Source organism: Streptomyces sp. NPDC097107 (assembly GCF_044762405.1).
Lineage (GTDB): Bacteria > Actinomycetota > Actinomycetes > Streptomycetales > Streptomycetaceae > Streptomyces > Streptomyces thinghirensis.
The window spans coordinates 192,189-205,598 of sequence record NZ_JBIWEF010000006.1 but is presented as its reverse complement, the minus strand read 5'-3'; the positions used below and the strand labels follow the sequence as shown (position 1 = coordinate 205,598).

The following is a 13,410-nucleotide window of genomic DNA, read 5'->3' as shown; positions in this document are numbered from 1 at the left end:
GGCTACCTCTTCTCGTCGCGGGTCAGCCGGAGCTGGACTGCGGCGATCGCAAGGAGAACGATCATGAGCATCACGCCGAGCGCGCTTCCGGCGCCGTAGTTGCCGCCGTAGACGAAGGCGTACTGGTACATCAGGAAGGCGACGGTGACCGTCGCGTTCTCCGGTCCGCCGCCGGTGAGCATGTAGGGCTCGATGAACACCTGCATGGTGGCGACGATCTGGAGCATCAGCATGAGCAGCAGGATCAGCCGGGTCTGCGGGATGGTGACGTTCCAGATCCGTTTGAAGATGCCGGCTCCGTCGAGTTCGGCCGCTTCGTAGAGGTCACCGGGGATGTTCTGCAGTGCGGCGAGATAGATCAGAACCCCGGAGCCCATGTTCATCCAGGTGGAGACGATCACCAGGGAGATCAGCGCGGTGTCCGTGGAGTCCAGCCAGGACAGGCCGGGCAGGCCGACGAAGTCGAGTATCTGGTTGAACAGGCCGGGCCCGGGATCGTAGAACCAGCGGAAGAGCAGCACCGACACGATCGGCGGCAGCATCACCGGCAGGTACACGACGAAGCGCAGGTACCCGCGTGCGTGCCGCAGTTCGTTGAGCACGATCGCCACCGCGAACGGGATCACGAAGCCGCACAGCAGGGCGAGGAAGGTGAAGGCGAAGGTGTTCTTCCATGCCTGGCCGAACGCCGGGTCCTCCACCACCGTACGGAAGTTGTCCAGGCCCACCCACTCGGGTTCGTCGACCAGGTTGGTCTCCTGGAAGCTGAGCACGAGCTGCCGGATGATCGGCCACCAGGCGAACAGCGCGAAGCAGAACAGGGCCGCACACAGGAATCCGTAAGCGGTGATGTTGGTGCGAAGAGTCCTTCCATGACGCGAGGGACGTGCGGGAGGCCGGCGCCGCGGCCTCGGGGGCCGTTTCGCCTGCACGGTGGATGTGTCCATGGTGATCTCCCGTTCCGCGCCGCGGGCCGGGGTGCCGCACTCCGTCGGAATCGGATGCGGCGCCCGTGGTCCGCGACGGTCAGCTCTTCGCCAGAATCGAGTTCGCCTTGCCCTCGGCGTCGGCGAGCAGCTTGTCGATGTCGGCGTCCTCACGGGTCAGGACCGCGGACATGGCCACGTCCAGCACCGCGTAGAGCTCCTGCGCGTTCGGCGGCTCCAGCTTCAACTCGACGTTCTTCGACCCGTCGATGTAGGGCTGGTAGTACTCGACCGGCAGGACCGCGTTCTTCTCGCGGAGTTCGGCGAGCTTCCGGCCCGTCGGCGAGTCACCCATGTAGTCGTTGTTCGGAACGCCCACGGCCTCACCGTTGGCCTTGCCGCGCGCGTAGTCGTGACGGCCCTTGCCCGGGGTGTTGAACTGGAAGTCGATCCACTGCAGGCCGGCCTTGGTCTCGGCGGCGCTCGCCTTCGGGTTGATCATGTAGGCCTCGCCACCGGTGAGCGACGCCTTGCCCTCGGGGATATGGGCGATGCCGTAGTCCTCCTTGCCGCCCTGGAACTTCTGCACCAAGTCGGTGACGACATCCGGGGCGCCGAGCATCATGCCCGTCTTGCCGGCCGCCATCTGCTGCATCAGCGCCTCCCAGCCGATCAGCAGCTTCTTGCCGACGCTGTCGTCCTCCCAGCGCATGTCGTGCAGCGTCTGCAGAACCGCCTTGCCCTCGGCGCTGTTGAAGGCCGCCTTGCCGTCCACGACCATCTCGCCGCCGCGGCTGAAGACGGACTGCGCGAAGTGCCAGCCGCCGACGTTGCCGCCGCCGTACTCGCCGAATCCGACGTAGCCGTCACCCAGGTCCGCGATCTTCTTGGCCGCGTCTCGGATCTCGGCCCAGGTCTTCGGCGGGGTATCCGGGTCGACGCCGGCCTGCTCGAAGAGCTTGCGGTTGTAGACCAGCCCGACGGTGTAGCTGACGTTGGGGATGCCGTAGACCTTGCCCTCCTTGGTGAGCATGTCCCGGACGTCCTGCCGGATGTCTCCGAAGTTCTTCACCAGATCCGTGGACGCGGTGATGTCCTTCGCCTGTCTCTTGGCTATGACATCGGTGTAGTTGGTGACAGGTGCCATGAAGACCGTCTCCATCTGGCCGCCGGCCAGCTTCGCGGCGAAGGTCTTCGGGTCGAAGCACGGCTGCTGGTCCGTGCTCTTGACCTTGACGCCCGGGTGCGCCTTCTCGAAGGCCTTGACGTCGTCGTCCCATGCCTTGCGCTGCTTGGATGCGGTCTTCGCCGGCTGGCACGCCACGGTGATCGTGACATCCCCGTCGGCTCCGGCGTCCGAGTCACCACCGCAAGCCGTGGCGGACAGGACAAGACCTGAAGAGATCAGAAAGATCGCGAGGTTGCGGGGCTTCATTACGGCTCCTCCGAGGTGGCACCCAGGACACTGCCCTGATCGGAGCGTCACATTAGGACGCATAACAGAGCAGCGCAAGATTCCGACCCAATTTTGCAAGACAACGACTACACCCCGAGCGTCATGGACTGATGAGCTCCGGGCGACTGCGCCCCACGGGAGAGGCGACGTCGGTCGCGTGCTTCAGATCGCTCCGAAGGACGGCAGGGCGGATACGCCGTGGGCGGTCACCTCAAACAGGTCGGGATCAGCCGGCGCTGCCGCCTGCACCGTTTCGGTACGACGGCCGCCCTGCTCACGGGCTCCTGATCCGCCACTGCGCGTGACCACGGGGAAGGTCACGGGCGCCCTGCACGGCGCGGTCGAGCGGGGCGGACTCACCCCGGACATCGACTGCGCGGCCATGGCGACCGAGATGGCCGCGATCGGGGACTCACCCTCAGCATCGACGGCTCAAGTCCCTGTTCCCCCGGTCGTGGTGCGGGTGACGACGACCTGCGGGAGTGGGCCACGGCCACACCGTCTCATGCGACTGGGCGGGGCGTGTCGACAGCCGGATCGCGGCGCGGAACAGGTGGTCGCCGGCGCGCACGCACGCGCACCACCGTGCCCCCGCCCACGTACCGGGCGGGCAGGCCGGTGGCGGGTCGCGCCATGGGAGGGAGCGGCGTGCGGGTCTCCTGCGAGTGCCCGGGAGCGGTCACGGCTGCTGGGCGGCTGCGTCGGCGGCCCGGTCGGCTATGCGAGGGATGTTCGGCCGACGGTGCTCGTCGCCGCACAACACGCTGGGATCCGTCAGAGCGATGAAGATGCAGTGCAACCGCTCGAAAGAACCTGACTATCGCCGGCGGCCCAGGCGCCGTCGGCACGTCGGCCCGGAACCGAACCCCGCTTCCGGGGGCAGCAGTCGCCACGCGATGTCCTGATGCAGGACGTGCAGACTGCCCTGCGGGCGCAACCGGTCACCGGCCGGCTCGGCCCTGGAAACCGCTCAGGCCTGGGCGGCAGCAGTGGTTCGAGTGCTGCCCGCAAGGCGTCATCCACGATCCACGGCCGACTCGTCACACCCATCCGAACGGTCGGGCTCACGTCGGAGCACGGTGGCGAGAGCGCCACGCACGAGTGCCTGGTCGTCTGCCAACAGGACACGGATCATGTCGGCTCGGCTCCCCGCGAGGGACGTGCGGGGCGATGGCAAGCGCGTACCACGAGCAGCCGAAGCACCTGCTGGTGTCGTACGCGCCGAGGAAGCTGGGCGCCTCCTGGACGCACGGTCGGGCCGGGCGGGCCGGGCCGGGGCCAGGCCGCGGACGGTCACCGAGCACGGCTGCCCGCCTGTGGGCCGCGCCGGCTTGCGGCGCCGTGTACGCGCCTCGGCACGGCCCACAAGTGCGACCGCCTCTGTCAGTGTGCCGCCTGGCGGACGACCACGACTCCGCGTGGCGGCAGGACGATGGACTCGCCGGCCTTCGCGCCGACGAGTACGTCTCCGGTGAAGCCGGACAGCGTCACCGGTGTGTCGCTCCGGTTGACCAGGAAGACGTAGCGGTTGTCCGCGTCACGCCGGACGACCTGTTCCACCTGGCCCCGGGCTTCCTCGGGAAGCTCACTGGTGAGCCCGGCCGGGGCGAGCAGGTCCGGGAGCAGCCCGAGGAGGCCCGGAACACCGAGGCGGGTCGAGACATACGTGGCGGAACCCTGGCTCGTCGTCCGGCGCGTCACCGCGGGGAGTGCCGCGTACGGGCCGGTGCGGTAGCGGGCGAGAACCTCGACGTCGTGGCCGGTGACGGTGATCCGGTCGGTCCACAGGCTGCCGGCCGTGGCATTGTCGAGGTCCACCGTGGCGCCGTCGGGCAGTGGCCCGAACTCCTCGATCCGCAGGCCGAGGAGTTCGCGCAGGGCACCGGGATAGCCACCGAGCCAGATGTGGTCGTTCGCGTCGACGATGCCGGAGAAGTAGGTGGTGACGAGGTGGCCGCCGCCCTCCACGTATCGGGTGAGCTCCTTGGCGAGTTCCTGGGGCACCATGTGCAGGACGGGTGCGATCACGACGTCGTAGGAGGGGAGGTCGCTGTGGTTCACGGGTACGACGTCGGCGCGGATTCCGAGTCGTAGCAGCGCCGAGTACCAGTCGAGGGCCTCTTGGTGGTAGTCGAGGTGTGTAGTGGGGTGTGAGTCCTGCTCGCTCGCCCACCGCGAGTCCCAGTCGAACAGTACGGCGACCCGTGCCGGTTCGCGCTCCGTCCCGGCGAGCGGCGCCAGCGTCCGCAGCACCCGGCCCAGGTCCACGACGGAGCGGAAGAGATCGCTGTCGGCGCCGGCGTGCGGCACCATGGCCGAGTGGTACTTCTCGGCGCCGGCGGCGGACTGACGCCACTGGAAGAAGCAGACGGCGTCGGCGCCGTGCGCGACGTGCAGCAGCGAGTCCCTCGCCAGTTCCCCCGGCAGCTTGGGCGTGTTGACCGGCTGCCAGTTCACGGCGCTCGTGGAGTGCTCCATCAGGAACCACGGCTGGTGGCTCGCGATGCCGCTGGTCAGGTTGGCGGAGAAGGACAGCTCGTCGCGGTCCTGGGGCCCGGGGATGACGTAATGGTCGTTCGCGACGAAGTCGACCGCGCCTGCGTCCGTCCAGTCCGCGTAGTCCATCCCCTTGGTGCCGCGCATCACCATGAAGTTCGTCGTGACGGGCACGTCGGGGGTCAGTTCCCGCAGCACGTCGCGCTCGGCCAGCAGATGCTCCTTGAGCGCGTCGGAGGAGAAGCGCTTGAAGTCGAGTTGCTGCGTGGGGTTGGGGTGCGAGGCCGCGAGGCGTGGCGGCAGGATCTGGTCCCAGTCGCTGTAGCGCTGGGACCAGAAGGCGGTGCCCCATGCGTGGTTGAGCGATTCGAGGGTGGTGTACCGGTCGCGCAGCCAGTCCCGGAAGGCGCGGGCCGCGTCGTCGGAGTAGTCGTAGACGTTGTGGCACCCGAGTTCGTTGTTGACGTGCCAGGCGACGAGAGCGGGGTGACCGGCATAGCGCGACGCCAGTTTCCGTACGAGCCGGAGTGCGTGCGTGCGGAACACCGGTGAGGTGGGACGCCAGTGCTGGCGCGCGCCTGGCCACAGGGTCTCACCGGTGGCGGTGACCGGCAGGATCTCGGGGTGCGCGGTGGTGAGCCACGGCGGCGGGGAGGCTGTGGCGGTGGCCAGGTCGACACCGATGCCTGCCGTGTGCAGCAGGTCCATCGCCTCGTCGAGCCAGGTGAAGTCCCAGGTGTCGGCCGTGGGCTGGATCCTGGCCCAGGAGAAGATCGCCAGAGAGACGATGTTCACGCCGGCCTCTTGCATCAGCCGTATGTCCTGCGCCCACACCTCCCGAGGCCACTGCTCGGGGTTGTAGTCGGCGCCGTAGCCGAGCCGTCGGGTGCCGTCGCTGCCCTTGGGATGGGGGAAACGGGAGGCGAGGGGGGAGGTCATGGAGGTCCTTTCACGGGCCTGTTTGGTCAGTGGAGGCTGCCGGCGCTCCCGCACTACTTGTCGATGGTGAAGCCCTGCTCGCTGCCGTACTGGAGGGAGGCTTCCTGCCAGTCCGCCAGCCCCTGCGACAGCTTCGTGCCGGATACGTAGGCCTTGCCGACGGTGTCGTTGAAGATCGAGTTGGCGTACACCTGGTAGGGCAGGTACTTCCAGTCCGTGGGTACGTTCTTGGCGGACTCGGCGAAGACCTTGTTGGCCTTCTGACCGCCGAAGTAGGGGAATTCGGTGTTCTGGAACGCCTCGGAGTTCAGGTCCTTGGTGGTCGCCGGGAAGGCGCCGTTCTCGATGCGGGTCCGTACGCCCTCACCGGCGTTGGCGTACTCGACGAAGGCGTAGGCGAGTTCCTTGTTCTTGCCGAGTCCGGGCAGCGCGAGCGAGCTGCCGCCGTTCTCGGAGCTGGTGCCGGCTCCCTTGGTCCACTGGGGCAGCGGGGCCACGCGCCAGTCGCCCGATCCGTCCTTGACCCCGGACACGAAGTTCGCGGGCATCCACGCGCCGATGGGCAGGGTCGCGATGGTTCCGTCGCCCAGGCCCTTGTACCAGTCGTCGCTCCAGCCCACGACGGGCATGAGGAGCTTCTCGTCGATGAGCTGCTGCCAGGTGTCGGTGTACTTCTTGGCGCCGGCGTCGGTGAAGTCGATGCCGACCTTGGTCCCGTCGACCTTGTAGGGGTGTGATCCCGCCTGCCACAGAAGGCTGGTGGCCAGGCCGGCGTCACCGACGTCGCTCGTGATGTACGCCTTCGGGTCCGCCTTGTGCAGCTTGCGGGCCGCCTCGACGTACTCGTCCCAGGTGGTCGGCACCGCGATCTTGTGCTTGTCGAAGACCTTCTTGTTGTAGAAGAGCGCCATCGGTCCCGAGTCCATCGGCAGGCCGTGGATGCCGTCGCCGGACTTCACGGCGTTCCACGGTCCCGGCGAGTAGGAGCCGGCCAGTTTGTCGGCGCCGTACGCCTTGAGGTCCGTGACGTCCTTGGTCAGGGCGTACTGGCCGAGCGCGTAGTACTCGATCTGTGCGACGTCGGGGACGCCCTTCTTGGCGGAGATCGCGTTCTGCAGGGCCTTGTACTGGTCGTTGTTGGTACCGGCGTTGACGAGGTTGATGTCGACCTTCGGGTACTTCTTCTCGAAGTCGGCGGCGACCTGCTTCAGGGTGGGCTCCCACGCCCAAACGGTGACGCTGCCACCCTTCTTCAGGGCGGCCTGGATGTCGGCGGCGCCCACCGCCTTCTGGTCGGAGTCGTCGTCGGAGCCGCAGGCGGTCGCTCCGAGCGCCAGGACGCAGAGGAGACCGAGGCCGCGCAGCAGGCGGCGGGAGTGCTTGGGCATGGTGGCTTCTTCCAGTTCCGTTTGGTTCGGCAGGGACGTGCGGGCCCAGAAGCGGCCCTGCGGTGACTCTCCTTGACGCTTGCGGCGACTACTCCTTGACGCTTCCGGCGGCGAGACCGGACTGCCAGTACTTCTGAAGCAGGAGGAAGGCAGCGATGAGCGGCGCGATGGTGAGCAGCGAGCCGGTGACGACGAGATTGAAGACGGCCTCGCCGCCGGCTGTGGCGGCCTGCTTGTTCCAGGCGTCGAGACCGAGAGTCAGGGGGTACCAGTCGGGGTCCTTCAGCATGATCAGGGGCAGGAAGTAGTTGTTCCACGTCGCGACTGTGGTGAAGAGCAGCACCGTGACGGTTCCGGGCGCCAGCAGCGGCAGCGCGACCTGGAAGAAGGCCCGCAGCTCGCTCGCCCCGTCGATCCGGGCGGCCTCCATGAGCTCGGTGGGGACCGCCTCGGCGGCGAACACCCACATCAGGTACAGGCCGAACGGCGAGATCAGGGACGGGAGGATGATGGCCCAGGGGGTGTCGGTCAGACCGAGCTTGCTGAACATCAGGAAGGTCGGTACGGCGAGCGCCGTGGTGGGTACGGCGACGGCCCCGATGACAACGGCGAACACGGCGCGTTTGCCGGGGAAGTCGAACTTGGCGAGCGCGTAGCCGCCGAGGACGGCCAGGAGGGTGGCCCCGCCTGCTCCGACGACCACGTACAGGAGGGTGTTGAGCAACCAGCGGCCGAAGACGCCGTCCTGATAGGTGAAGGTCTCGGTGACGTTGTCCCAGAGGGCGAAGTCCCCGTCGAACCAGAGACCGAACGACCGGGCGAGGCCCTGTTGCGTCTTGGTGGCGCTGATCACCAGCCACAGCAGCGGTACGAGGCTGTAGAGCAGCATGACACCGGTGAGCACGGTGAGCAGGATGCTGCGGCGGGGGCGGCCGGGGCTGTGTGGGCGGCGTGGCGCGCGCAGCCGGGGGGCTGCGGTCGGCTTCGGTGCGGCTGTGGGCCGCGGTGCGTCGGTGGTCCCGCTCATCGTCATCGCGCTCACGCTCCCTTGCGCATGCCGCGCAGCTGGACGACGTAGGCGACGATCATGGTGACCACGCCCATGACGATGGCGACCGTCGCGGAGTAGTTGTGCTGCTGGCCGGAGAAGGACAGCGAGTAGGTGTAGTAGTTCGGGGTGTAGTCGGTGGTGATCGCGTTCGGCGCGAGCTTCTGGAGGATGGCGGGCTCGTTGAAGAGCTGGAAGCTGCCGATGATCGAGAAGATCGTGGCGATGACGAGGGCGCCGCGGATCGCGGGGAGCTTGATCGCGGTGATGACGCGCCACTGTCCGGCGCCGTCGATCTCGGCTGCCTCGTAGAGCGAGTGCGGGACGACGCGCAGCGCGGAGTAGAAGATCAGCATGTTGTAGCCGACGAATTCCCAGGTCACGATGTTGCCGATCGAGGCCAGGATCAGGTCGGAGGACAGCGGGTCGGGCAGCCGCACGCCGAAGGCTTCGTTGATGTCGCCGACCAGGCCGAAGCGCGGGCCGTACATGAAGCCCCACATAAGGGTTGCGACGACGGCCGGCACCGCGTACGGCAGGAAGACGGAGATGCGGAAGAAGTCCTTGCCGAACAGACGGCCGCTGTCGATCGCCAGCGCCACGAGCAGGGCGAGGCCCAGCATGATCGGCACTTGGACCAGCAGGAACAGGCCGACCCGCAGCACGCCGTCCCAGAACCGCCCGTCCCGCAGAGCCTGCTCGTAGTTGTCGAGGCCTACGAAGGAGGTCCCGCCGATGAGCTGTGTCCGGAAGAGGCTCAGGTAGATCGAGTACGCGAGTGGCGCCAGGAAGACCAGCGCGAACACGAGCGCGAACGGGCCGATGAAGCCCCATCCCGTCCAGGAACGGCGCGTCCGCCGCACCGGTGGCCCGGCCGGGCGGGCCCCTGTGGCCGCCGGCGATTGCAGCGTCGTCATCTCGCGCCCCTCGTTCGTCCTTGGCGAACCCGAGGTTTACGCAAACGCCGGACCTCGAAGGCGGGTCAGCCGACCTTCCGACCAGGTGTTATGTTTACGTAAACATTCGATGGCGGCATGTCTACACTGCGTCCGTAGGGGCGGTCAAGAGTCGCTCGCGTAAGCAGGAGAGGAACCGGTGGACGGAACAGGCAGGAACTCCCCGGCACCAGGCACACCGCTGCCTGCGACCCGGTCCCCGCGCCGTCGGCGGACCGTGTCGATGGCGGACGTCGCCCAGCTCGCGGGCGTCTCCTCGCAGACGGTCTCCCGCGTCTCCAACGGTTTCCCCGGCGTGAACGAACAGACGCGCCGACAGGTCCTCACGGCCATGAAGGAGCTCGGCTACCGCCCCAACAGCGCGGCGCGCGCCCTCAAGCGCGGAGAGTTCCGCACGATCGGCGTGATCACGTTCACGCTCGCGACGACGGGCAACGTGCGCACGCTGGAGGCCATCGCCACATCGGCCGCACAGGAGGGGTACGCGGTCACGCTCCTGCCGGTCGCGGTACCCACCCAGGACGAGGTGCGCGGTGCCTTTTCCCGGCTGGGTGAACTGGCGGTCGACGCGGTCATCGTCATCATGGAGGTCCACCTCCTCGACGCCGCCCGGCTGTCTCTGCCGCCGCACGTGAAGGTCGTGGTCGCGGACTCGGATGCCGGGGACCGCTTCACGGTGGTCGACACCGACCAGGCGGGCGGGACGCGGGACGCCGTGCGCCACCTGCTCGAACTGGGGCACCGCACGGTCTGGCACCTCGCCGGTCCCGAGAAATCGTTCGCCGCCCAGCGCCGGACGGACGCCTGGCGCACCGAGCTGGAGTCCGCCGGCCGTACGCCGCCGCCCCCCGTGCGCGGTGACTGGTCGGCCGAGTCGGGTTACCGCGCGGGACTCCACCTGGCAGAACAGCAGGACTGCACCGCCGTGTTCGCCGCCAACGACCAGATGGCTCTCGGCCTCCTGCGCGCACTCCACGAGCGCGGCCGCAGGGTCCCCGAGGACGTGTCCGTCGTGGGGTTCGACGACATTCCCGAGGCCGGTTCGTTCCTGCCCCCACTCACCACGGTGCACCAGGACTTCGCCGAGGTCGGCCGCCGCTGCGTGGAAGGTGTCCTGCACCAAGTGCGGCAGAGCGAGCCGGAACACGGCACACGGCTTGTCCCCACCCAGCTCGTCGTGCGCGAGAGCACCGCGCCCCCGCCTCGCCAGGGATGACGGCGCGCCGGTCCCGGCGACCCGTGGACGACCGGCGGCTTCCCCTGGTCGGCGGGGTCTTCGGGAGATCGAGCCGCTCCTGGGCGAGGAGCGGCATCCGTATCGCCGCGGGGGCGTCGGGGGTGACGGCTGTGGAGACGGGTGACGGCGGTGCAGTCGAGGGTGACGGCGGTGGGCTTCTGCACGGCGCAAGAACGGCAGAGGGACTGTGCGGTTCGGTACGAGAGTCTCACGGGCAGGGTTGCGGAACGGTCGGCGTACGGCGGTGGTGTACGGCGGTGTTCTCGGCGTTGGCGTGCGTTGGCGTGTGACGGCGTGCGTTGGCGTGTGACGGTGGCGTGCTGCGGTGCGGACACCGGCACAGGGCGGCCGCCGCGGCCGAGGCCGGGATTGACCCTCGACCTGGTCAAGGGCCCAGGGTTGCGGACGTGGAGAGCGAGATGCGCAGCATTGGGGAGATGGCCCGCGACAGCGGCCTGGGCGTGAGCGCCCTGCGGTTCTACGACCGTGCCGGTGTGCTGGTCCCCGCATGGGTGGATCCGGTGAGCGGCTACCGCTGGTACGCCCCCGCACAACTCGACGAGGCCCGGCTGCTGGCCCGGCTGCGGCGGGCCGGCATGCCGCTGGCGGACATCCGGCTGGTGCTGGCCGGCTGGTCCGGTGCGGACACGGATCTGGTGCGCGGGCTTCTCCAGGCGCACCTGCGCCGTCTCGAACTGGGGCTGGCCGATGCCCGCAGCGAGTTCTCCACGCTCCGAGCAACACTCGACCACAGGGAGAACCCCATGACCGCTTCGCCGTCCGCTGCCGCCTTCCGCCTGTCCGTCCCCGCGTCGGAGCTGGCCGCCGCACTGGACGCGGTCCGTTTCGCGGTCGGCGCCGACCCCGAACTGCCGATGCTCGGTGGGGTCCTGTTCGACGTGGAGGGCGACGCGCTCCACCTCGTGGCCACCGACCGGTACCGGATGGCCGTCTCGCGCGCGGGTGCCGCCGGACCCGGCGGGCCGGGGGCACAGGCCCTCGTGCCCGCCCCGCTCGCCGACGCGATGCGCGCGCTGCTGAGCGGCGGCGAACCCGTCGGCTTCGCCGTGGACGGTGACCGGGTGACGCTGGAGACCGGGGACCGTCAGGCGGCCGGGCAGTGCCTAGCCCACGACTTCCCCGACTACCGCCGCCTCGTCCACCTGCCCTCCGGACGACGTGCCCTCATCGACGTGCCCGCCTTCCGGAAGGCGTTGGAGTCCGGTCCCGTCCGCGCGGGCCGGACGCAGGAGGGCGCGGGGCACGAAGCGGGCGGCGCGGCGCACGACCTCAGCGTGCTCCGGGTGGTCGACGACGGTACGGTGACCGTCTGCGAGGACGGTGACGACGACCCGGACAACGTCGCCGTCAACCGCGGCTTCCTGCTGGAGGCGCTCGCCGCCGGGGGCCGGGACCGGCTGGTCCTGGAGTTCGGCGCCCCCACGGCCCCGCTCGCTATCCGCCGGACGGACGACGAGACGACGTTCTCACTGCTGATGCCGGTCCGCCTGGACGGCTGACGGCGGGACGCGTGCCCCCGGCCGCCGGTTTCCCCGGGCGGCCGGTGGCACGCGCGGCGTCGTCAGCGGGCCGGCCCAGAGTCTTCAGCACTTGATCACTGCGGTGCGGGGGAGGCTCTCATGGGGCGGGCGACAGCCGGGGACCACCAAGTCGTCCCGCACGACGGGAGGGTGGCAGACCCGTCGATGACCACCGCCCGCTCTCCCGGCACCGCCCGCCAGATCGTGCCGCCCGATGATCGGTGCGCCACCGAACCGGCCTTCCTCGCCGCGTACGACGACGGACCACGCCCGCCCGCCTGGCGGCTCACGCCCCGGGCCGTCGCCGTCGTCGCGTTCGTCATGGGCAGCGACGACCGGGCCCCGCGGCTGCCCGAGGGCCCCGCGGCACGCCCGAGGGCCCCGCGGCACCCTCGGGCGTGCCGCGCCGTGTGGTGGTGAAGGGCGAGTTCGTCGGCGACCGCGCACTGGTCGAGCGATGCGTCGTCACCCTGGCGGGCGAACGCGGCCTGCCGCTCGTCGGCGGGCCCGGTACTGCCGAGTCCATGCTGTCCGAGCTGTTGTCGGCGGCCGTGTGCGGCACCGGCGGCTGGTCGTGCAGGGCACGGCGGGCACGACCGGGGACCCGCTCAAGTACGGCTGGAACCACGCCCTGCTGCTGGCCCGGGAGCCCGGCCGGAAGGCGCCGTGCCCTCGGACCTGACGGCGACGCCCCGGGGCGGCATCGCCCGCGTCGAGAAGGTGACCCGCTGTCTGCCGGAGGTGCAGGACGCCCTGGTCTCCCTGCTCTCCGAGCGACGCATCGCCATCGCCGCACTCTCGGGCTCCGACGACGCCCTGGCCCACGCCGCACCCGGATTCGACCTCATCGCCACCGCGAACCTGCGCGACAAGGGCGTCTCCGAGATGTCCGCCGCCCTCAAGCGGCGCTTCGACTTCGAGACGGTCGGTCCCATCCCGGATCTCGACGCCGAGACGGCGCTGGTCCGCAGCCAGGCGCGGGCCTCCGTCGAACGGGCCGGCGTGCCGTTCCAGGTCGACGAGGCGGTCCTGGACGCCCTCGTCATCGCGTATCGCGACCTGCGCGAGGTCCGTACGGGGGAGGGCTGCGAGGTCGGGCGGCCGTCCACCGTGGTGAGCACCGCGGAAGCCGTGTCCGTCGCGGGCGCGCTCGGATCGGCCGCGGCCTGCTTCCCTGGCGACCGCGACGTGCTGGGGCTGCTCCTGGGGTATCTCCTCGGCGTGGTTCGCAAGGACGACTCCACCGACGCGGCGCGGCTGCGCGGTTACTGGGACGGCCCGGTCCGGCGCCGCGCGGAGCAGGTTTCGGCCACCTGGCGGCCCCTGTGGGACCTGCGCACGGTCCTGGCGGGCCCCTCTTGCCCCCCGCCGAACGCCGTCGATCGCGCGACGCCCTCGCGATCCGCCCGCCGAGCCGAGCAGA

General features: G+C 69.5%; 8 protein-coding genes and 2 pseudogenes. 3 read left to right on the top strand and 7 right to left on the bottom strand.

Annotated elements, in window-relative coordinates:
* Window positions 1–2: 2 nt before the first annotated feature.
* The 7 genes and pseudogenes from ACIQ1J_RS16415 to ACIQ1J_RS16385 form a co-directional block, all read right to left on the bottom strand.
* Window positions 3–947, bottom strand: a complete 945-nt coding sequence (locus ACIQ1J_RS16415; protein ID WP_403557367.1) for a carbohydrate ABC transporter permease — start codon at window positions 945–947, stop codon at window positions 3–5.
* A gap of 79 nt (window positions 948–1,026) precedes the next feature.
* Complete coding sequence (locus ACIQ1J_RS16410) at window positions 1,027–2,361, bottom strand: ABC transporter substrate-binding protein (RefSeq protein WP_403557366.1); 1,335 nt, start codon at window positions 2,359–2,361, stop codon at window positions 1,027–1,029.
* Window positions 2,362–3,439: 1,078 nt separating this feature from the next.
* Window positions 3,440–3,517, bottom strand: a pseudogene (locus ACIQ1J_RS16405) (DNA-binding response regulator); the annotation flags it as partial.
* Window positions 3,518–3,765: 248 nt separating this feature from the next.
* Complete coding sequence (locus ACIQ1J_RS16400) at window positions 3,766–5,817, bottom strand: beta-galactosidase (protein WP_403557365.1); 2,052 nt, start codon at window positions 5,815–5,817, stop codon at window positions 3,766–3,768.
* A 53-nt stretch (window positions 5,818–5,870) separates the two neighbouring features.
* Complete coding sequence (locus ACIQ1J_RS16395; protein ID WP_403557364.1) at window positions 5,871–7,205, bottom strand: ABC transporter substrate-binding protein; 1,335 nt, start codon at window positions 7,203–7,205, stop codon at window positions 5,871–5,873.
* A gap of 88 nt (window positions 7,206–7,293) precedes the next feature.
* Window positions 7,294–8,238, bottom strand: a complete 945-nt coding sequence (locus ACIQ1J_RS16390; protein ID WP_403557363.1) for a carbohydrate ABC transporter permease — start codon at window positions 8,236–8,238, stop codon at window positions 7,294–7,296.
* A gap of 5 nt (window positions 8,239–8,243) precedes the next feature.
* Complete coding sequence (locus ACIQ1J_RS16385) at window positions 8,244–9,170, bottom strand: carbohydrate ABC transporter permease (protein WP_403557362.1); 927 nt, start codon at window positions 9,168–9,170, stop codon at window positions 8,244–8,246.
* A 262-nt stretch (window positions 9,171–9,432) separates the two neighbouring features.
* On the opposite strand from ACIQ1J_RS16385, the gene ACIQ1J_RS16380 reads away from it, so the two are divergent.
* From ACIQ1J_RS16380 to ACIQ1J_RS16370, 3 genes and pseudogenes are all read left to right on the top strand, one after another.
* Window positions 9,433–10,425, top strand: a complete 993-nt coding sequence (locus ACIQ1J_RS16380) for a LacI family DNA-binding transcriptional regulator (RefSeq protein WP_403557361.1) — start codon at window positions 9,433–9,435, stop codon at window positions 10,423–10,425.
* A gap of 440 nt (window positions 10,426–10,865) precedes the next feature.
* Window positions 10,866–11,966 carry a MerR family transcriptional regulator gene (locus ACIQ1J_RS16375; RefSeq protein WP_403557360.1) on the top strand — a complete coding sequence of 367 codons (1,101 nt, stop codon included), beginning with the start codon at window positions 10,866–10,868 and terminating at the stop codon, window positions 11,964–11,966.
* Window positions 11,967–12,152: 186 nt separating this feature from the next.
* Window positions 12,153–13,340: pseudogene (locus tag ACIQ1J_RS16370) on the top strand (AAA family ATPase); the annotation flags it as partial.
* Window positions 13,341–13,410: the final 70 nt, after the last annotated feature.